The sequence below is a fragment of the Pedobacter sp. JCM 36344 genome, assembly GCF_046546555.1.
Lineage (GTDB): Bacteria > Bacteroidota > Bacteroidia > Sphingobacteriales > Sphingobacteriaceae > Pedobacter.
On sequence record NZ_JBKHKK010000017.1, the window covers coordinates 1 to 21412 of the forward strand.

20 protein-coding genes and 1 tRNA gene are annotated in these 21412 nt (G+C 38.5%); 16 read left to right on the forward strand and 5 right to left on the reverse strand.

Going from position 1 to position 21412, the window contains the following annotated elements; translation table 11 throughout:
• From istB to ACHFIZ_RS15230, 3 genes are all read left to right on the forward strand, one after another.
• Window positions 1-760 (forward strand): IS21-like element helper ATPase IstB (gene istB, locus ACHFIZ_RS15220; RefSeq protein ID WP_410887347.1); only part of this gene is annotated, 760 nt, incomplete at its 5' end.
• Between the two features lie 239 nt (window positions 761-999).
• Window positions 1000-2028 carry a hypothetical protein gene (locus tag ACHFIZ_RS15225; RefSeq protein WP_410887349.1) on the forward strand — a complete coding sequence of 343 codons (1029 nt, stop codon included), beginning with the start codon at window positions 1000-1002 and terminating at the stop codon, window positions 2026-2028.
• A complete protein-coding gene (locus tag ACHFIZ_RS15230) occupies window positions 2029-2922 on the forward strand; it encodes a hypothetical protein (protein WP_410887351.1) in 894 nt (297 codons plus the stop codon).
• A 408-nt stretch (window positions 2923-3330) separates the two neighbouring features.
• Here ACHFIZ_RS15230 and ACHFIZ_RS15235 read toward each other — a convergent pair whose 3' ends face one another.
• Together ACHFIZ_RS15235 and ACHFIZ_RS15240 are read right to left on the reverse strand one after the other, a co-directional pair.
• Window positions 3331-3471 (reverse strand): hypothetical protein, encoded by a 141-nt coding sequence (locus ACHFIZ_RS15235; protein WP_410887353.1) that lies wholly within the window; start codon window positions 3469-3471, stop codon window positions 3331-3333.
• A gap of 401 nt (window positions 3472-3872) precedes the next feature.
• A complete protein-coding gene (locus tag ACHFIZ_RS15240) occupies window positions 3873-5405 on the reverse strand; it encodes a P-loop NTPase fold protein (RefSeq protein WP_410887355.1) in 1533 nt (510 codons plus the stop codon).
• Between the two features lie 1148 nt (window positions 5406-6553).
• On the opposite strand from ACHFIZ_RS15240, the gene ACHFIZ_RS15245 reads away from it, so the two are divergent.
• Window positions 6554-6706, forward strand: coding sequence for a hypothetical protein (locus ACHFIZ_RS15245; RefSeq protein ID WP_410887357.1), 153 nt, complete (start codon window positions 6554-6556; stop codon window positions 6704-6706).
• A gap of 86 nt (window positions 6707-6792) precedes the next feature.
• Window positions 6793-8157, forward strand: a complete 1365-nt coding sequence (locus ACHFIZ_RS15250; RefSeq protein WP_410887359.1) for a sulfatase — start codon at window positions 6793-6795, stop codon at window positions 8155-8157.
• A 38-nt stretch (window positions 8158-8195) separates the two neighbouring features.
• Here the strand turns inward: ACHFIZ_RS15250 and ACHFIZ_RS15255 are convergent, their stop codons facing one another.
• The gene (locus ACHFIZ_RS15255; protein WP_410887361.1) at window positions 8196-9308 is read right to left on the reverse strand and encodes a Fic family protein; all 1113 of its coding nucleotides are present in this window, start codon (window positions 9306-9308) and stop codon (window positions 8196-8198) included.
• Window positions 9309-9472: 164 nt separating this feature from the next.
• Here ACHFIZ_RS15255 and ACHFIZ_RS15260 point away from each other — a divergent pair, with 164 nt between their 5' ends.
• Complete coding sequence (locus ACHFIZ_RS15260; RefSeq protein WP_410887363.1) at window positions 9473-9676, forward strand: integrase core domain-containing protein; 204 nt, start codon at window positions 9473-9475, stop codon at window positions 9674-9676.
• Between the two features lie 155 nt (window positions 9677-9831).
• On the opposite strand, the gene ACHFIZ_RS15265 is transcribed toward ACHFIZ_RS15260, so the two are convergent.
• Entirely contained in the window at window positions 9832-11073 is a 1242-nt protein-coding gene (locus tag ACHFIZ_RS15265) for an MFS transporter (RefSeq protein ID WP_410887365.1), read from the reverse strand.
• A 294-nt stretch (window positions 11074-11367) separates the two neighbouring features.
• Here ACHFIZ_RS15265 and ACHFIZ_RS15270 point away from each other — a divergent pair, with 294 nt between their 5' ends.
• The 7 genes from ACHFIZ_RS15270 to ACHFIZ_RS15300 all read left to right on the forward strand — a co-directional run bounded on the left by ACHFIZ_RS15270 (window position 11368) and on the right by ACHFIZ_RS15300 (window position 18485).
• The gene (locus ACHFIZ_RS15270; RefSeq protein ID WP_410887367.1) at window positions 11368-12438 is read left to right on the forward strand and encodes a Fic family protein; all 1071 of its coding nucleotides are present in this window, start codon (window positions 11368-11370) and stop codon (window positions 12436-12438) included.
• 135 nt (window positions 12439-12573) lie between these two features.
• Complete coding sequence (locus ACHFIZ_RS15275; RefSeq protein ID WP_410887369.1) at window positions 12574-13962, forward strand: glycoside hydrolase family 30 protein; 1389 nt, start codon at window positions 12574-12576, stop codon at window positions 13960-13962.
• 43 nt (window positions 13963-14005) lie between these two features.
• Window positions 14006-15544: a carboxylesterase/lipase family protein gene (locus tag ACHFIZ_RS15280; RefSeq protein WP_410887371.1), complete on the forward strand. Its 1539-nt coding sequence runs from the start codon at window positions 14006-14008 to the stop codon at window positions 15542-15544.
• 118 nt (window positions 15545-15662) lie between these two features.
• Window positions 15663-16448 (forward strand): hypothetical protein, encoded by a 786-nt coding sequence (locus tag ACHFIZ_RS15285; protein WP_410887373.1) that lies wholly within the window; start codon window positions 15663-15665, stop codon window positions 16446-16448.
• 54 nt (window positions 16449-16502) lie between these two features.
• Window positions 16503-17516: an LLM class flavin-dependent oxidoreductase gene (locus ACHFIZ_RS15290; RefSeq protein WP_410887375.1), complete on the forward strand. Its 1014-nt coding sequence runs from the start codon at window positions 16503-16505 to the stop codon at window positions 17514-17516.
• Window positions 17517-17606: 90 nt separating this feature from the next.
• Window positions 17607-17879, forward strand: coding sequence for a hypothetical protein (locus ACHFIZ_RS15295; RefSeq protein WP_410887377.1), 273 nt, complete (start codon window positions 17607-17609; stop codon window positions 17877-17879).
• 532 nt (window positions 17880-18411) lie between these two features.
• Window positions 18412-18485, forward strand: a tRNA-Pro gene (locus tag ACHFIZ_RS15300).
• Window positions 18486-18906: 421 nt separating this feature from the next.
• On the opposite strand, the gene ACHFIZ_RS15305 is transcribed toward ACHFIZ_RS15300, so the two are convergent.
• Window positions 18907-19917: a GlxA family transcriptional regulator gene (locus ACHFIZ_RS15305; RefSeq protein ID WP_410887496.1), complete on the reverse strand. Its 1011-nt coding sequence runs from the start codon at window positions 19915-19917 to the stop codon at window positions 18907-18909.
• A gap of 153 nt (window positions 19918-20070) precedes the next feature.
• Here ACHFIZ_RS15305 and ACHFIZ_RS15310 point away from each other — a divergent pair, with 153 nt between their 5' ends.
• Genes ACHFIZ_RS15310 through ACHFIZ_RS15320 form a run of 3 tightly spaced genes read left to right on the forward strand, consistent with a single transcriptional unit; the run spans window position 20071 to window position 21307 of the window.
• Entirely contained in the window at window positions 20071-20478 is a 408-nt protein-coding gene (locus ACHFIZ_RS15310) for a VOC family protein (RefSeq protein WP_410887379.1), read from the forward strand.
• A 24-nt stretch (window positions 20479-20502) separates the two neighbouring features.
• Entirely contained in the window at window positions 20503-20916 is a 414-nt protein-coding gene (locus ACHFIZ_RS15315) for a VOC family protein (RefSeq protein ID WP_410887381.1), read from the forward strand.
• Window positions 20917-20935: 19 nt separating this feature from the next.
• On the forward strand, window positions 20936-21307 hold the full coding sequence (locus tag ACHFIZ_RS15320; protein ID WP_410887383.1) for a DoxX family protein: 372 nt from the start codon (window positions 20936-20938) through the stop codon (window positions 21305-21307).
• The last annotated feature ends 105 nt before the right edge of the window (window positions 21308-21412 follow it).

The window sequence follows — 21412 nt, forward strand, 5'->3', positions numbered from 1 at the left end:
ACAGATCAGCACTGAACTTAGGCTGTCCGCTTTTCGTAAAGACCTTGACCAGATTATTACAACTGCCATCAAGGATGATACTTCATTTGAAGAGGTCCTGCTAAATCTGCTGCTGGCAGAGCAGCAAATCCGGCTGGTCAACCGACGTAAAGCCCAGCTGCGAAACGCCGGCTTTCCACAATTGAAATACCTTCAGGATCTGGTCAGGACAGAACTTCCTGCCGATGCCATGACGCAGCTACCGCTGCTGGAAACCCTTGACTTTATTGATGCCGGGCAGAATGTTATTCTTGGAGGAAGCCCCGGAACTGGCAAGACACATATCGCCATTGGACTTGGGATCAAGGCTTGTCAGCAAGGAAAAAGTGTACTGTTTACCTCTATCCCAAAAATGCTGACGCAAATCAGGGAATGCCATTCTTCCAGGACACTGCGTGCGCTGGAGCTAAAGTTCGAAAAATACGACCTGGTCATCTGTGATGAGCTGGGCTATATCTCTTTTGATAAGCCAGGAGCTGAAATGCTCTTCAACCACATATCCTTAAGAACAGGCATCAAATCCACGATTATAACTTCTAATAAATCGTTCGATAAATGGCATGAGATCTTCGGAATGGATACCGTATTGACAGCGGCACTACTAGATAGGCTTACCCACAAATCTTTCCTGGTCAATATGAATGGCAAATCCTATCGGATGAAAGAGACTAAAAGCATGATGGGATCGAAAAATGCACACAAAGCAGAGACAAATACCTAAAAAAAAACTATTATGCTGAGCGGTGATATGCCGCCAGTATCGAACTAAATATCTTACATTTAAGCCTCGCTAACTGGTACACTTTTCGATCGGAAACCTGGTACATAATTCAACTGGTATAAACACCTTTGACACAATCCGATTTTTAGGAGGGATTATAATACCTATTGTATGCACTTGAGTACCTTTTTCGATTATAACAAAAGATTTATTATTTTGTGGAGAAAACTAAACACAAGATGGCAATAAAGCTTTTTACAATTGACAATGATGAAGTAATCAACAGTTCGTTCATTACTGGCCGCACTAATTACGACTTCGCTTTGAAGCAATTCCTACCGTTAATTGATCGATTAGAAATTCAAAGGCAAGGGCAAAATCCTAAGTTCTATGCTAGATTAGAAAACGACATATTAAAGGGATGTATAATGCCACCTCTAACAATAGCGTTTGTAGGTCTAGAAATAAAAAATTATGATTTAACAAAAGTAGAAGAGACTATAAATGCAGAAATTCCAAATGCCTTTATTTTGGATGGCTTGCAGCGAATGAGGACACTTCAGCGAGCGTCTAATCGCAAAGATTATTCGATCGATATGGAAAGACCCGTATTTGTCAATATTCTCTTATGTGACTCAATGGATAAGCTTCTCTATCGAATGATCACATTAAACAATGGTCAAAAACCTATGACAGCCAGGCATCAAATAGAAATAATTGCAAGTAACGTATATGATTTTTCTAATTCGACAGCAGTAATTCAGACTGAAAAACATAAATCGAAGAAACCCATTCCGGGGGCCTTCAAACAAGCGGATTTTATTAAAGCGTATCTAGCTTTTTTAAGCAAATCTATTAACATAGAAAATTCTAAAATAATCGAGGCGAAAATGGATGAGTTAATAGCTGATAAGATTCTAGATATAAATATTAAAGAGCAATCAGTAGAATACACTCAAGTAATCGATCTTATAGATTACTTTACTAGTCATAACGTGCAGTTGAAGAGGTGGTTTCAAAATGTAAATAATCTAATTGGATTTTCGGCAGCCATATCAAATTCCTTTGAATCCTTACGGAACTTAACATATGATCAGTTTTTAGAGCATATTCAGACGTATGAGCAAGCATTTGAATATTTTGATGTATCTAAAATTCGGGTTGGAGACATAAGGCGTAAAACTGTTAATTATTATATAAATCACTTCAAAGAGGTTGGCGACTTTGATAAAACAGACTTAATAGATTCACTATCTCAGCAAATCTAGATGGCAAGTTTTAATCAATTCGAGCTGTTAGAATCTTACTCACAGTCGAATTTCGAAAGATTACCAAATTCTTTGCGACTTGATAAGAATATCAAGGATGAGGGGAAATTATTTAGGTTATTAATCGGATCGTTAAGTATATCAAATAACGTAACTGGCGAGGTGATTCGTCAAAATTATAACTATTCTATATTAGGAAAACCTAAAGTTGTAAGATTTTCAATTAACTTGTTTACTGATCCTATTTCGCCATCAGCCTTAATAGAGGATATAAATCAATACTTGACTGCAAGTGCCCCTGCTAACATTCAGTTGTTTAAAGATTTGACGAATGAATTTTGTTATTTTTATTTTTATAGGCAAAAAGGGAATCATACTTTAGCATTCCTTCATGCTTACCGTATACTGGAACGAATTTCTTATACCTTTCCAATGTTGTTTGCCTCTAAGGCTCGTGATTATGTTGGCACTTTCAGTAAGCTGCAGAATTATTTTAATGGATCAAATTCGGAACTAAAATTTTTAAACCTTTTTATTAATGATTTTTTCGAAGAAGAGTTTTTAAACTACAAAGTTAAATTCAACATTACAGCTCACAATGAGGATATCCGAGAAAGTTATTTCAAAATAATTAAAATGCTCTGCACTGCTAATAGCCCCCCAATCAACTATACTTTCAATGAATTTTCAGATATAACAATTGACAATAAAGATTCGTTGAATCTAATGATTCATTTAAGAAATAGGTATTTTCACTTTGCTTCCGGTGGGCAAAGAAATATTAGCTCTTCTGAAATGGTGGAACCAAGTGACTTCTATGAAATATTAAATGAACATTTTGTAAATTGGCTTTCTGTTGTATACTTTAAAATTGTGAAAAATTCTATAGCTTAATAGTTTTCATGTTCTTATGGTTTACAAAAGGTTGCTTGCAGAGCAGGTGGTTTGTCCTGATATCCGGTCCTATCTGATAGTAACGGTCGTGGAATATTCAGTACTCCAATTGCCGTAAGCCTAATAAGAGGAAGGCATGGGTTTGCTTTCAAATAAGCTTGGCACAAATGGTGATAAACGGCAGTTAACGTATAAAAAGCCTGTAAAAACCTCGTAAATCGATACAAGCAATAGTTATGCTAATAGAAATGGAGTTTAGTAACATAGTAGTTGTGAGTTTAAACGGTGTCTATAACGGTATCGCCGTAATGACTGGCCCAATGACTACCGTATTAGACACCTTTAGTAGATTTTTGGCGAAGTTCTTAAATCCACACTCGGATTTCACTGCCTCTTCAATCCATTTTTTTAACAGCGCATCTTCTCGACAGCAAACAATTGCTTAAATCTCTTTACCAGTTGCTCCAGTTGTTTTATTTGTGGAAGCGTTTCGAATAGTAGTTTCAAGAAATCCCGGTCTTCACTGCCTTGAAGATCTTGTGGTTCCATATAGAGCATTTGATAGGTTGTTAAGGAAGCGATATCAGAAGATAAACACGAGGCTTCATGAGCATTTATCCAAGAAGACTGAAGAAAATGTCTAATACGGTAGTCATTGGGCCAGTAGCCACTATGAGAAATTTTCTAGTAATATATGACTATCCGGAATTTAATAGGTCTAGCTGAATATTGAAGATGCCCATCCTTCTGATTAAACGTTTCAAAAGCTGAAAGGAACCACTTTGGATCTTTCGGAGGAAATCCAGTCCTTTCAAATGTTGCTACATCAGAAAAATTGTCATCTTTTGAAGGTTCTATTTTTGTTGGTAGAAACTTGAACAAACATTGCAGCTTAACCGAATGTCTACTTTATTGCCACAATTTCATATTTAACTGAGTTCTAATTGTAGTTATTCTTTAATAAATCCCTGAGCCTTAGATTGTATGATCGCGTTGAGCAAGTACCAGAAAGGATTTGGGCGATTAGATGGGTTTTGATCTTGATTATTAATCTGGGTATTTTGGAAATGCGTGAGTCTGGTTCCTTTACCATATTCATTCAAATAGCGGCCATATATTAAGGTCGTGTCTTCAGTCGGTGTTTCGAAATCTAACTGATCTGCGCTTTGTAAGTTTGTCAATATTCTGTCATCCGATTGGGTAAATGGTAAAGACCACTCAATAATTTGCATAATCTCTCCGCTGCCAGGCTGCCTTCTATTGCTTTTTCGACCGTTATAGTCGGATTTATAGTCTACAGAAAGTTTACTTAAATTTTCCTCCAGGTCAGAAAGCCTTGGGAAGAATTGCCTTAGGATATTGACTAGGGTAAAAAATGGATATTTTTTGGTCTCGATGGTATGGTTGGTGGAAAGGGGAATTTGCTGCTTTGTGATTTCATACCTGTTAAGTTTAGTAAAATTTCTTGCCTTAATAGCGTTTACTGAAATGAGTTTACGAATTAAATATTGCAGGACTTCGGCAAATTTAGAGGTATCAGTTCCAAAGAAATACTGAGTATCCTCCTGGGTAAGTAAGGTACTTTGCTCGATTCCAAAAGATGAAATGAAGAAACTGACGAGACTTTCAGCTAGCTGGGTCCTGAAATCAAAATTGAATATCTCTCTGGAATAAAATTTATTAATGTATCCTTCAAATTCTACCTTGGGCCCGTACTTGTGCGCGTAAATATGAGCAATGTTATTGATGTCGCAGACGAACAGAACTTTGTCAAATCCAAACTTGTTTTCCTCCGTACGGCTTTCGTAGTGAGCAGAGAAGATATTGAACAGCCTAAAGATGTGTTCGGGATCTAGCCGGTCCATGTCATCAACAATCAGAATAAATTCTTTTCCTTCGTGCTTAGTCTTGATCCTTCCTATCAACTCATTGATCATGCTCGTCATGCCGTCCATTTCTCTGATGGAGCCCGACCGCAGGCGTTCCTTTACCAAAAACTTAATAAGCAGCTCTTCTTCATCCACTTTAAGGTCTGACTTATATTTGGCCATGTCCCTGAATACCTGCCTCACTTCCTGCAAAGCCTCCGTGCTTTCAGCCACTCCAGGTAAGACTTTTCCAAGCGCTTTCAAAAATGGCAGGATATTCAGTTTGTTGTCCGCCCAAAGTTTTCCAGCCACTAGCATCGTGACGTCCTCTTTTTGCAAATGGATATCTTCATCAAAATCCTCAACTAACTGGATTAGTAGATCATGTTTTATGACTTCAAAAATATCTTCATTACTGGAAACAGTATAGTCTACCGGGTGAAGTTTGACTGTGACAAATTTTTCAGTATGCGTGCTAAAGTACTCTTTTAAGAAATAAGATTTGCCGCTGCCAAAGCCTGCTGAGAATAACAGACGTTTGTTATCTGGCAGTTCCAGGTGTGCGGAGAATTCATTTTCAATACTGGTAGCCCCGATTATGTAAGGTTCTGACATGAGCGCTATTTTTATTCGTTTGAAAGACGCAAATTAATGAATTATTGCTGTTGTAGGTAAAGATGTTTATTAGGTAAGTGTTTTCTTCCTTTAATACATTTGATAAATGTAATTCTATGTTACTAAATCGCAATAGAAGACAAATTTCTCTCAATTTGATTCGTTCTTAACAACTTACCCTTACTGTTAGTAGATCTCAAATTTGAGACGCATAACTATGATATGCAAAATTGTACTAGCCTTTGAGACATTTATCAATTTATCCGATTATGTCCCAGCCAAACCGTGGATGTAAATACCTGTCATCGAGCGAAATTGATGTAAGCGATATTCAACCCGATTGCATGTAAATACCGAATCTCTCATATTAACAGGGCTGAATATCAATATCAGCGTGAAATGGAAAATCAAAGCCCCTTAATGCTGTAAATTGTACCTTCTGTTGCACTAATTCGGGACAAACAGAGGACTAAGAGCACATTCGTTGGGAAAACGTATACCTTTTGGCTACCAGTATGCTCTGAGTCCCCTAGTTATTACCTAGTTATTACGAACGAGGTCTATCTGTAATGTTCACTAATTTCATTCTCCTTCTAGATCTACTTTAAAATACCGTCACGAAATATTTTCTATTTTAGATAAATTATGAATGTAAACGTTTATTTATAGTAAATAATTTATTATTGGCATTAAATTTGCGTACCTTGTGGTTATAAGATATTAATGCGGATTATTTAGCTTTTTGACCTATTATTAAGCCACTGCATTAAACAGATGCTGATTAATACCATTGTTACACAGCTAAAAAAGTAACAATCGCGATGCAACTTTAAACAAAGAAATTAGATCAGAGCATCCGATCTACGAAATTAATCAGCCCTAGGCTGATGTCCAGTATTACCCTTCTTGCTTTTCAAGTTTACTATTTTTTTTATTCCATGCCTGATCAACATGGCATTCTATGTTCGCTGTGAAGCGTTCAGCATCGCTCATTGACGTATTAATAAATCTTGCCCACAGCTTCTACTGCTAGGTTGGTTGTAAAGAAAGTTTCGTGCCGACATAATCCAACAGTGTCTGCTTCCAAAGTCGCTTTTATTACTTCGAACTCCTTTCGGCAATTAGAGTTTTGGCTCAACATCCACCCGGTGATATTAGGAAAAGGTAAACGCTTGTTCAATGATGCAGCTGTACCAGCAGCCTTTGAAATCGTTGAAAGTAAACTCACTTCCACCGGTGTTTTCATGGTTAATTATAAAAAAGCCGGAGAAGTCAAAATAGGTAAAGCCGGGCCGGAATAATGATGTTCTTTACGGAAAAGAAGCGGTAAGGCATAAAGTTATAAGTACATTGGCAATATGATCGCAGCAGCTAAGCTAAAAATGATATGAAGATTTTGAAGTTCACCATTCCGCTACTATTCTTTACCTCAACTATATTACAGGGCTATGCGCAAAACCGTAAACCGAATGTGATCGTGATCCTTACAGATGATATGGGCTTTAGCGATATTGGCACATTTGGCGGTAAATTTGTTCCGACACCCAACATAGATGCCCTGGCAAAAAATGGGCTTAAGCTTACTCAGTATTACAGTGGTGCCCCTATCTGTTCTCCTTCAAGAGCAAGTATCCTTACGGGTATGTATCCTGGCAGGTGGAATTTCGCTACCTACCTGGACAATAAAAAACATAACAAGAATGCCGAGCAGGCTGATTTTCTAGATCCCAATGCACCGTCTATCGGCAAAGTATTTAAGTCGGCAGGCTACGCAACTGGTCATTTTGGTAAATGGCACATGGGTGGGGGTAGAGATGTGAAGAATGCACCTGGTTTTGAGAAGTATGGTTTTGATGCTCACGCGAGCACTTACGAGAGTCCTGATCCCGATCCTCTGCTTACCGCAACCAACTGGATCTGGTCTGACAAAGATAGTATCAAGCGCTGGGACAGGACGAAGTATTTTGTTGATCAGACCTTAAAATTCGTAAAGGAAAATAAAGGAAGGCCTAGTTTTGTAAACCTTTGGCCAGATGATGTGCATACGCCTTGGGTGCCAAAGGCCGATGATAGTTATACCGGCAATTTTCCCATGGGACAGGAAGATGAGGCAGCTTTTAAATTGGTTCTTAAAGAGTTTGATGTGCAGATCGGCAGATTGGTTGCCGGACTGGAACAAATAGGTGAACTGGATAATACAATAATCATTTTTACCAGCGACAATGGCCCGCTACCAAGCTTCAGGGGTAGTCGCAGTGGCGGCTTGAGAGGTTCCAAGCTTTCGCTCTATGAAGGCGGAACGCGCATGCCATTTATTATTACATGGCCCGGAAAGATACCTGCCGGGAAAATCGATAACGTTTCTGAAGTTAATGCTATTGATCTGTTGCCTTCATTGGCTAAAATGGCTGGTATAAAGCTTCCTGCAGGATATAAGGGCGATGGGTTAGACAGGAGTGCAGTGCTTACTGGTAAATCTTCGCTTCGGGAAAAGGCAATGTTCTGGGAGTATGGGCGAAACAATATCGCCTATAAGTATCCCAAACCTATCGACAAAAGTCCAAATCTTGCTGTACGTTCGGGACAATGGAAGCTGTTGATGAACAGCGATGGTACCGATGTTCAGCTTTACAATATTGTGAAAGACAAAAACGAGACGACCAATTTAAATAAGGATAACATTGCTGTCACCAACAAATTGAAGCAAGAGCTGAATGACTGGTGGAAGAGTTTACCGCGTTTAAAACATTAGCGGTCAAAAACGTTAACTATTCGTTTTTTAATCGCTTACTAACTCTCAAGAATGCGGATCAAATCATTGTTCACATAAAATAGCTCTTTTCCATCTTTTATAGGGCTTAATATTTTAGCATCAACTAATTCACTAAAGTATTTTGTAAGCGTTGTTCTGGAAGTTATATTTAATTGATCACCAATAAGTTTAGGTTTAATATACGGCTGACTGAAAATTAATTCATTTACTTCTTTATTGTACCATTTTATTAAACCCTTGGCATGTGTCAACGTTGATTCCATCTGTGCGAGTATGCTGTTAATTAGCTGGCTTGTTAACTGAGCTGTCTTTTCTACCGCTTCCAGCATGTATAATATCCAGGGTTTCCACGATCCCCGTTGTGTGACAATACTCAGATTATGATAGTAATCATCTTTATGAACTATGATATATTTAGATAGATAAAGCACAGGTTGATTTAGCAAGCCTGCATGTACGAGATATAATAGGTTTAAAATACGTCCAGTTCTACCGTTTCCATCGGGAAAAGGATGTATAGCTTCAAATTGGTAGTGAGCAAAACACATTTTAAGTAAGGGATCTGTAGGGTATTTTTGATCATCGTTTAGATAAGTCAACAAATTGTCCATTAGTTTTTCCAGTATACCGGCTCCCCTCGGTGGAGTATAAATTACCTCGCCCGAACGAAATTCACTTTGTCCACGCTGTATGATGGTTAATGATGCCGGCGAACGTAACCCGGATGATGTATTTTTGATCTGCCTGAAAATTCCTAATATGCTTTCTAAATCAATATGATTATCTTCTTTTATTAGTTGATAGCCAGTCCATAATGCTTCCCGATAGCGTAGGACCTCTTTGGTTGCAATGTTTGCCTTATCTTCCTGGACGGTGTCTGAGACTGCTTTATATAAAGCGTCCTCTGTTGTAAAGATATTTTCAATAGCAGTTGAGGCCTTTGCCTCTTGTAGCGCAATTGTATTCACCAACATTAATGGATTAGAAAGTCGCATGATGCTACTATTCACCGCCGCTAATGCTCTTGATGCCGTTACCAGTTTCTTTAAAATTTCAACATCATTCTCTACTTCCGAGTTTGGTGGCAATAACGGTAAATCATTAAATGGTTTAGTTCTGTCGTATGCCATAATAAGTCCATTTTAATTAAATTTCTGAACATGAAGCAAATTAACAAAACATTTATGAACAAAGAAAGCATTGTGTTCATTTTTTGGTAAAATGTAAACATATAATCAGATATACGAAGTAAAATGGACAGGAATCAGTTATCTGTTCATTTTTTACACATAAAATGGACATATGTATAAGGCTAGCTTTGTATAATCCATTAAACCGAAAAATAAGTAATTTTGGCTTGAGGGATGTGCTTGACTGTTATATGTTCGAGAGCTTGGCTGAATTAAGAAAATATGCTCAGGCATGGGCTTGGATGTACAACAATGAAAGGCCACATGCTGCTCTGGGACATCTAACGCCAACAGAATTCTTATTGTAATATGGAAAACTTTCAGCGCTGAACCAGCGCCAGTTTCCCACATTACAACAAGATAATAATAGCAATAGTAATTGGAATTCTTTAGTTTTGAACGTAGCTAAATGCATTTTCCTGAAAATCTATGATCTTGGACATAGGTATACTTTAACGACCGTTTAAATAGAGGGCTGTAAGATGGTGCCAGAATGCCGTACTTTTTTATCCGTCATTCTTAACAGAATAACAAAAGCCGATAATCCTGTGAGCGCACTGATAAATAGAATAGCAGTATTGATACTAAAGAAGTCAGCCAGAACGCCGGTCAATACCGCACCGATGGCATAACCGAGGTCTCGCCATAACCTGAATATTCCTATACTTTTAGGTCTGTCTTCCGGATGCGTATTTTCAGCGATGGTAGCTAAAAACGTTGGGTAAACCATCGCTGTCCCAAGGCCTAGGATTGCGGCAAGAATTCCATAATGATAAAAGGTATGAGCATATACGAGAAAAAGTAAGGCTATCCCTTGCAGCAGCATACCCCAAAACAGCATCATTTTTTTTGAATAGTGGTCAGCCATTTTTCCAGTGAACAACTGACCTATTCCCCATACTCCGGGGTAAATGGCGGTAATGACTCCAATCTCCTGTAAGGTAAACCCTTTTGTGGCAAGTAAGATAGGGAGCAGTCCCCAGGCCATACCATCGTTCAGGTTATTTACCAGTCCGGCTTGAGTCACCGAACCTAAGTTCGGGTGATTCCAGGAAGTATCCTTAAAGCTATTTTTTAGCCTTGGGGTGATACTGCTGGTGCCCTCTTTATTGCTATGCCCTCTGGTATCTTTGACAAAGAAAAAGCTTAATAAGAGGCCTACCAAAACTAACCCGATTCCTATATAGAACGGATAGGGTCTTATACCGTAGTTTGCAGCTATCCATCCGGTGGAAAAACCCACCAGTGCAACGGCTATGTATCCGGCAAACTCATTTAATCCCATAGCCAGGCCTCTGTTCTTTTCGCCTACCAGGTCGATTTTCATAACCACAGTACTAGACCAGGTTAATCCCTGATTGATGCCAAGAAATACATTTGCTGCAATAATCCAGTTCCAGCTGGGAGCGAACATGAGGATTAACGGTACAGGAATGCCGATAAGCCAACCGATGACAAGCAGATTTTTCCTCCCCACTTTATTAGCCAGCGTGCCCGTAAAATAATTGGTTATTGCTTTGGTAATCCCAAAAACCACGATAAAGGATAGTATAGCTGTTTTTGCAGCGAGATGAAATTCTCCTTCGGCTATTTGAGGGAGTATCGAACGCTCCAGCCCCACCATGCCACCAACGAAGGCGTTAACAATAATCAGTAAGGTAAACTGCTTCCAGTTTTCCTTAAGTCCGAGTTCAATTTTATCCATCTATTCTATAATATGGAGTTGCTACCTTTGAGTAGATAGCAAGTTAAGTGAATTTGGTAACTTAACAGAAATTATGTCAAGAGAAAGAAAATCGTATCCTTAAAAGTTCAGGGTGATCAGCGTTGAACTGAGTAACACCCGCACGGACCAGAGTGCCCTTGCTAAAGAACTGGACATCAGTCCTGCATTGTTGTACCGCTGTTGGAAAGTGGAATCATATCTATATGTAAAGATTTTGCCATTTCCTTTACATTATATGTTATGTTTGTATAAGTTTTTTAATTTTCTTTACATATGCAAGGCTGGACATTAGATAAGCTTCCTTTAGCAATAGAGTTGGAAACCGTAAAAGTGTTGAAAGCATTACCGGCTGCACATGCGGCATTGGCAGAGTTAAAAGGCATAGCTTCAACAATTCCTAATCAAAGCATTTTAATAAACACTTTAGGACTTCAAGAAGCAAAAGACAGTTCTGCTATTGAAAATATCATTACTACACATGATGATTTATATAAATCTGAACTCAATCTTGACGCGTTCAAATCGTTGGAAGCAAAAGAAGTGCAGAATTACATATTAGCGCTAAAAAAAGGATTTGAGCTAATTAAAAAAGATAATTTATTGACTAACAGAACTATTATTGAAGTTCAGGGAACTTTAGAAGATAATAATGCCGGATTTAGAAAGCTTCCTGGAACTGCACTTAAAAATGCTGCTACCGGGGCAGTAGTTTATACACCACCACAGGATTACGAAGAAATAAATCAGTTGATGTCCAATTTGGAAAAATATATCAATGATTCTGAAATGCAGGATTGCGACCCATTGATAAAAATGGCAATGATTCATTTCCAATTTGAAAGCATACACCCATTTTATGATGGTAATGGACGTACTGGAAGAATTATTAATATTCTATATCTGATTTTGGAAGGACTGCAAAATCTACCCATACTGTACTTGAGTAATTATATTATCAAGCATAAGGCTGATTATTATCGCCTTTTACAGAAGGTAAGAGATGAAAACTTATGGGAAGAATGGCTTTTGTTTATGATAAAAGGAATCGAAATTACTGCCAGGGAAACCATCGAATTGATTATCAAAATCAAAGACTTAATGTTGGATTTTAAGCATAAGCTAAGAGACAATTATAAATTTTATAGTCAGGACTTACTAAACAACCTATTTAAACATCCTTATACTAAAATTGAGTTTTTGGTAAACGATTTAGGCGTTTCAAGATTAACCGCCGGAAACTACCTGAATAAACTGGCGGAAGATAAAATGCTAAGAAAAAACAAACTAGGAACCGGAAATTACTACATTAACGTAGATTTATTTGAACTGCTAACAAAACGGTAAATGTGCATCATATCTTGATAAACGAGCGATCCGCGAAGCAAACACATATAAAAGAGGAAGCCCAGAAAAACCTAATGACATAATTCTTTATCTTCACAAGCTGACTTTTACACTAAACCAAATACACTATAACCAATGAACCCATCTAAACTACGCTTACTAGCAACCTGCTTGATGCTAAGTTCCCCAAGCTTCGCACAGAATACTGTAAATTGGTGGTTAACGAATAACGAAAAGTCGGCATTGCTCACTAAACAATCGCCATTAACATTCGGCTCAGGGAATACTGATAACATCCCGGTCATCACAATTGATCCGGCAAAAAAGTACCAATCAGTTGATGGCTTTGGTTTCGCACTTACCGGGGGTAGCGCGCAACATATGTTCCGCATGTCGGCAACCGAACGTAAGAAAATCATACAGGAGCTATTTGGTTCAGGTCCGAATGATGTCGGTATCAGTTACCTCCGTTTAAGCATTGGCGCATCGGATCTGAATGACCATACTTTTTCCTACAGTGATCTCCCCGAAGGACAAACGGATATGAAGCTGGAGAAGTTCACTTTGAAGGAAGATGAGCAGGATGTGATACCGGTAATGAAAGAGATCCTCGCAGTAAACCCTAATATTAAGATCCTGGGTTCGCCTTGGTCTCCGCCATTGTGGATGAAATCAAACCATAATATCCAGGGCGGCAGATTGCTCAATCAATACTACGGTGTCTATGCCCAATACTTTGTGAAGTATATCCAGGGGATGAAAAAGCATGGGATCACCATTGATGCCGTAACAATTCAGAACGAACCGTTCAACGATGGCAATACTCCGAGCAACCAGTTCCTGGCGAAAGAGGCATTAAACTTTATCAAAAACAACTTAGGTCCTGCATTTAAGAAAGCGGGTATTAAAACTAAGATCATCCTCTTTGACCACAATTGCGACGCGCCGGAATACCCCATTTCTATACTGACCGATCCTATAGCCAATCAATATATTGATGGTTCTGGCTTCCACTTATATGCCGGACCGATTACAGCCATGAGCAAAGTACACGATGCCTTCCCCAATAAAAACCTTTATTTTACAGAGATGATGGCCGTTAGCCGCAATGATTTCAATGTAGGTAATCCAACTGAACGGATCGTGATCGGCGCCACCCGCAACTGGAGCCGCAATGTAATATTGTGGAACATAGCAGCGGATTCGCAAAATAAGCCACATACGGATAATGGGGGTTGCCCAAGTTGTCAGGGTGCGATTAGTATAGATGGCGATAAGGTAAGTCGGAATCTAGCTTATTATACCATCGGACATGTTTCTAAATTTATTCCGCCAAACTCAGTTAGGGTGGAGAGTTCCATGCCGGATGGCTTATCAAACGTCGCATTTACTACGCCCGAAGGTAAAACTGTATTAGTTGTTGCCAACAAAGGCAAATCGGCACAAACCTTTAAAATAGTTATCAAAGATAAAACGGTGACAACGCAACTAACCGCGGCATCGGTTGCTACTTACGTTTGGTAATAGTAAATTTATTTAACGAGTATATCCTCAGACCAATCTCATTATGAAAAAAATAGTAGTTGTGATGCTTTCCGTTTTAAGCCTGCAAACTTATGCGCAACGCGCTAAAACTGCCAATGGCGTATTGGAAGGCGTTACCGAAGCAAGTGGCGTAGTGTCTTATAAAGGCGTTCCTTTTGCTCAGCCTCCAGTTGGCGATTTGCGTTGGAAGGAACCGCAAGCACCGTTAAATTGGAAAGGTATTCGCAAGGCAGATCATTTCGGTCCGCAGGCAATGCAACGCGCAATTTATAGTGATATGATCTTTAGGAGTGATGGCAAAAGCGAAGATTGCTTGTACCTCAATGTGTGGACACCTGCTAAATCGCCAACAGAAAAATTACCAGTACTGGTTTATTTTTATGGTGGAGGTTTTACAGCAGGCGATGGCTCAGAGTCCCGTTACGATGGGGAGGCTTTGGCTAAAAAAGGAATCATTACCATTACCGTCAATTATCGCCTGGGAATATTCGGCTTCATGGCTCACCCTGAGCTCACTGCCGAGTCGGCTTATCATGCTTCAGGCAATTATGGTTTGATGGATCAGCATGCCGCATTGGTATGGGTTAAGAAAAACATTGCTGCTTTTGGTGGTGATCCTAATAAAGTAACGATAGGGGGCGAATCTGCAGGCTCTATGTCGGTATGCGGACAAATTGCATCGCCGCTTTCAAAAGGATTATTTGTCGGTGTTATAGGCCAAAGCGGTGCGTTCCTTGGCAATTTGTCGCCCGCACCTTTGGCGGATGCTGAGCAAAGGGGTGTTAAATTTGCTGCTGGTATTAATGCTAAATCATTAGCCGATTTGCGTAAGATCCCTGCGGATACTTTGCTGAAAATCGCAGCGAACGCCTATTTCCCCTTTACTATTGATGGTTACTTTTTACCAGAATCCCCACAGGCAATATTTTCCACCGGCAGACAGATGGATGTGCCACTCTTAGCTGGCTGGACTTCCGCAGAATCTGGCGCAGGAGGTGTGTTAGGGAAAGCTGAACCGACAATCGCCAATTATAAAACCGCAGTAGAAAAGCTTTATGGCGAGCGGGCAGGGGAGATCTTTAGGGCATATAACCCTGCTACCGATGCTGAGGTATTACAAGTAGCTACGGATCTGGCATCAGATCGCTTTATCGCCTATGCTTCCTGGAAGTTTATCGACCTGCACAGCAAAACCAACGGGCATCCGGTTTACCGTTACCTGTTTGCTAAAAAACGTCCTGTTATGGTTAACGCTCCGGCTGGTACTGTTGATCATTCGATAGGTGCGTCTCATGCCTCAGATATTGAGTATTCATTGGGCAACCTTTCTGCCAATAAAGTTTATGCCTGGACGCCTGAGGACTATAAAGCTTCTGAAACCATGCAAAATTACTTCGTGAATTTTGTTAAAACTGGAAACCCAAATGGGGGAGGTCTGCCAACATGGTACGGCCTACAAAGTAGCCAACCTAAAGTTATGGTGATTGATACCGAAAGTAAATCGCAGTCAGAGAGGAATTTGAGACGGTACGTATTGATGGATACATTCTTTAACAAATAGCAATAACCGATTACTATTTGAGTGTAGCGCATACGAAGTTAAGGTGTTTCGGTATAGAATGAATTCACATTCTTTCTTCCTCAGTTGCAGATCTTATTTAGATAACGTAGATTCAAGGATGAAAAAATTGTACTCCTCCCTATTAGTCCTTATTTTGTTTGTTGCCAGCATGAGCTCCTGCGAAAAGAACGAATCTAAAAAAACAACATGCGAGATAAAGTTGACAAATCAAGTTCCTGGATATACATCTTCGGTAACCAGTCGTTTCAATGCTGCAGGGCAGATCATAGGAATTACAACAAATGATGACTCCTATTCTTATGAGTACAAAAAAAATAGAGTTGTTGTTAGTTCCGGTGGCAAGGATGTTTTTAATATCGCATTGGAAAATGGCAGAGCTGTAAGAATTGAACTGACCAAGTCAGACTGGGTTCAAAATATATCTTATGATCAGGATGGAAGAATTAAACAGATCTTTTTAGGTGAACCGGATGATGCCAGCAATACGTATACATTTAATTACCGTAATGGTAACCTCGATTATATAATTGAAGAAATGAAGGCAAACAAATTGATAGACCGCAGATATACCTACGAATATTCTGATGTCAAAGTCGATTCCAGAACACAATCGTTACAATCTTATTTTGGCTTGGGTTCAAGTAATTCATTGCCGGTTACCTTAAGAGGAACTTCATCAACCTACTTACCATCAAAGCTGATTTATACCGAAAGAATGAGTGCTAGTCCCTATACTTTAGCATTGACTTCCGTTGCTGAATACAGTTACATTAGATCTTCTGATGGTAAATTGACAGGTGTAAATATTAAGAATATCCTGGTATCCCCTGTAGGCGAAAGAATAACAAACCAGAAAATAAATATTGAATCGTCTTGTGATTAAATAAGCATTTGAAGTCATGAGCGATGTGATTTAAAAAATGTTTAAGGATTCATCATGGAAATTGGAATAGATAGTTTTGCTTCGGCAATGTACGGAAGAAACGCATTGAGTAGTGAAGCAGCCATGGAACAGCTATTGGATAGAATAACTGCAGCGGATGAAGCCGGACTGGATATCTATGGGATAGGCGAACATCATAAGAAGGAGTTTCTGGATTCTGCCCCTCTGGTTATACTTGCAGCAGCAGCCGGTCGTACTAAGAACATTCGATTAACCAGTGCTGTAACTGTACTTAGTACTTCAGATCCTGTTAGGGTATTTCAAAGTCTTGCAACGTTAGATATCATTTCAAAAGGTCGTGCGGAAATAGTGGTTGGCCGGGGTTCGGCTATTGAAGCTTATCCTTTGTTCGGCTTTGATCTGAATGATTATGATGCTTTATTCAAAGAAAAGCTAGGCCTGTTGCTGCAGCTTCGTGAGAAGGAATTTGTTACCTGGTCGGGAAGATTCAGACCAGCATTAGCTAATCAGCCGGTATATCCAAGACCTTTACAGGAAAAAATACCAATATGGTTGGGAGTAGGAGGTACGCCAGAATCTTTTGTTCGCGCAGGAACACTTGGACTGCCATTGATGGTTGCGATCATAGGGGGTGAGACAGAACGTTTCCGACCATTAGTTGATCTTTATAGGAAAGCTGGTCAGGAAGCAGGATTTAGTCTGGAGCAACTTAAAGTTGGACTGCATTCACCTGGTTACGTTGCTGAGGATGATGAATCGGCCGAAGCGGATTATTACCCTGGCTATGCGGAATTGTGGACGAAGTTAGGTCGCGAAAGGGGATGGCCACCAGTAACGAGAAGACAGTTTGAAGGTTTAATCGCTCCTAAAGGTGTACTTGTTGTTGGAGGACCTGAAAAGGTAGCTGAAAAGCTTTTAAGACATAGCGAAGCCCTTGGAGGAGTAGATCGTTTTACCTTTCAGATGGACAATGCAGGACTTACGCACAAGCAGCTTGTCAGGGCCATTGAGTTGATTGGTTCAAAGGTGATCCCGTTGATTAAATAGGCAGAGCTAACGATGATACAGTGCCTTGATTAGCTTGCTTTAAAACATACTTGTAACATTCGCGTTGTTTAATAGGTAAACCCGAGACTCATGAATAAGATCAAACTGTTTGCTGCACCGTCAATCACAACCCTTCAATCTGAAATCAACAAGTGGCTATCTGATCATAAAGATGCACACATTGTGGAAACCAATTTAAGCAGTCTGACAACTGCTAGTATGTCTAAGACTGAGAAAGAATATGCATTTTATATTCTCTACATCCCCGGCGAACAGGCTGAAGAAGAAAGCGTAATGCAGGCATCAATGCATATGCCTGCTGAATTGACTGATTCTAAAATTATAGAAATGGAAAGCAACTGAACTAACGTTAGCATTCTTAAGTTAAACCACAGCATATTCTAATTTTGCCACAAAATAAAACTTCTGGTGCACTAGTTCTCGACTGAGAGAGGTCTAATATTAGTAGGGCAAAGGAATGCTTTTGTCCTAGGAGTATGTACGGAGATACCTAATTGTTCCCGAGTTGTTCAGATCACAGCCGGTGGGCAAAAGCTAATATAGATTCATTAATGAAGTTGACTTGTTTAAAAACAAAAAGTATACTATCGCCGTTAACCACAGCATAACAAAGCTTGCGATCGCGATGCACCTACAAACCAATATGTAACAGATTATCACAATAGATCTGGAAATGATCAGCCTTTAGCTGATATCAACAACGCTCATCTCTTTCTGTGCTGGCAGGAAACCTATTTTAGAATTATTTAATATTTCTTTAGTTAGGGATATTAATTTTTATATCTTTGCAGCACTTCATAAATAAGGCACTCCGGTGAACTTATCTAATCCAGGAAAGGATTTAGCTTGAGGTAAAAAAAAGAAGATACCAGTTCGGGGTGTAGCGTAGCCCGGTATCGCGCCTGCTTTGGGAGCAGGAGGTCGTAGGTTCGAATCCTGCCACCCCGACAACTTTTAGTTCATCTGGATGCAAAAGCCTCTAAATATCAGATTTAGAGGCTTTTATTTTCTTAGCAATTCTTTTCAGTACATACTATTTGTAGAAATTCAGGCAAGAGAAGGGCTCTTTAAGACAAGAGCAAAGACTTTTCAAGATCAGCCTGTGAACGGTAATTAAGGGTGGTTCTTCACCAATTTTGATGCACTTAACAATTCTTCCAAAAATCTACTTAAATATCTAATTTTTAGTAAAATAGCATCAGTAAATGGTTACTTTATTAGTTTTTCTTTCATAAATTAATACATTGATAGTCAGATACTAAATGTGTTTATTTAAAAAGACCTAATTATTTGATAATGAGCTGCTTATTTGATAAAAAATACCGTGACAAAGATGTTTATTTCAATTACATTTTTTTTGTTTTGATTTCTAAGGTTCATTCACAAACAGCATTGGGTGACTTTTTTTGAAGCTTGAATTCAAGTACTTGTTTCTGTATTCGATTGGCGTTAGACCAGTATTTTTTTTGAAAATAGTACGAAATGCTTTTGTATCGGTATAACCGACATCATACATAACTTCATTAATATTTTTACGACTTGTTTCAAAATATCGTTTGGCAGACTCAATTTTCACTCTGTTGATATATTCCAAAACAGAATTATTTGTGGCGACTTTAAACCTTCTTTCAAAACTCCGTCTGCCCAATGACACTAAATCAGCCAACTCATCAATCGTAATCTTTGCTTGAATGTTATAATCAATAAATTCTTGTGCTTGTTTTATAGCATTATCATTATGATTTTTTTGACCTTGAAACATTGCAAAAACCGATTGACTTTCTCTCTCAATATCAATAGCAAAATATTTGGAAGCCAAAATAGCAGTTTGCCTATCGGTGTATTTCTCAACCAAATGCAACAATAAATTCCAGTAGGAGTTTGCACCACCACTTGAATAAATGCGATGTTCTTCTGTAATAATACTTCCCTCAACTACCTCTACTTCAGGAAACATTTCACGAAACTCGTTTTGAAAGCCCCAATGTGTAGAACATTTTTTGCCATTGAGCAAACCCGTAGAAGCCAAAAGGAAAGCACCAACACATAACGAAGCTATTTCTGCACCGTTATTGTATTGTTTACTTATCCAAGGTAAAAGTTTTTTATTTTGGGCAATTGCATTTTTCATATCTCCAAACAAAGCGGGAATTACCACCAAATCCGTTTGCTTAACATCTTTTAAAAGTTGCGAAGTATTTACTGAATACAAACCACCATTCAGTTTTATTTCTTTCTTTAAACCTACCAATTGGATATCAAAAAATGGTATTTTACCTGACACTGCCATAAATTGATTAACAGCGGAAAACAAATATTGTGGGTCGGCAATGGCTTGCAAAACCGAACATTCAGGAACAAGAATGCTTACACGTTTCATTTTTTTTCTGAGATTTATTTGCCTTGCTAAGATAAAATAAATTTTGTCGTAAATAGCCCCTTTGTTGTCATTTTTACACACTGCATGTTTTAAACATCCTTGCATCTTTGTATTGTTAATTCAATTCAGGGTTAGCATTAAAAAATAAAAAAAATGGCAAAGAAAATTTTCATCAATCTGCCTGTTGCAGATTTACAAAAGGCAATGACCTTTTATACAGCAATCGGATTTACAAATAATCCAATGTTTACCGACGAAACAGCTGCCTGTATGACTTTAACAGAAGAGATTTATGTGATGTTATTAACGCACCCAAAATTTAAAGAGTTCACGAAAAAAGAAATTGGTAATACTATTAAAATGGCATCAGTTATTAATTCATTGTCGGTTGACAGTAATGAAGAAGTAAATACGATGATTGAAAGGGCAATTGTTGCAGGTGGTACAGAGCCCAACGAAGCAAAGGACTTTGGTTTTATGCAGCAAAGAAGTTTTGAAGATTTAGACGGACATCTTTGGGAAGTTCTTTATATGGATTTAAGTAAATTTCCTCAACAGTAATGACTAATTTGAAAAGGAATACTAATGAAACAAATCAATTCTTATCTATTATTTCACGGTAATTGCCGTGAAGCGATGACATTCTACAAGGAATGTTTGGGTGGCGAACTTGAATTTCAAACAATTGGCGAATCGCCAATGGCTGGTCAAATGCCTCAAGAAATGAAAGCATGTATTTTACATTCCACACTTACAAACCAAGGTTTTGTAATTATGGGTTCAGATATGACACCTGAAACGGGTCTTGTAAAAGGTAATGCAGTTTCTTTAATGCTCAATTACAATAGTGAAGAAGATATTAGAATGTCTTTTGATAAACTTTCTGATGGTGGAACAATTAAGCACCAACTTGAAAATACTTTTTGGGGTGCTTTGTTTGGCGATCTTACTGACAAGTTTGGGAACAATTGGATTTTAAATTTTGAAAAAAGGAATTAACCACTAATAAATTACGACAATGAAAAAAGATAAAATTATATTTTGGGTAGCGACAACAATCATCGCTTTATTTGAAGGAGTAATGCCTGCTTTGACTTCACAAACCGAATTGGCAAAAGAGGGCATTAGACACTTGGGTTATCCAGAGTACTTTGGAAACGCCTTAGTTGTTTTTAAAGTTTTAGGCGTATTAGCATTAATTACTCCTAAAGTCCCTAAACTAATAAAAGAATGGGCTTACGGAGGATTTGCGTTTGACTTTTTATTTGCCTCAATCAGTTATTTTGCAGTGGAAGGCGTTGTGTTTCTGTCTTTTTTCCCATTTATATTTTTAGGAATTTTGGCAATTTCCTACATTTACTATCACAAAATAAATAAAAACAAAATTTGAATTATTATGTCGTTTAAAGTATATGCGTTGGGTTTGACGTCCCCCTAAAAACTTTGCAATTTTGATTTAAATTTCTATTAATACATCTGCTAGAGCTTTGAAGTT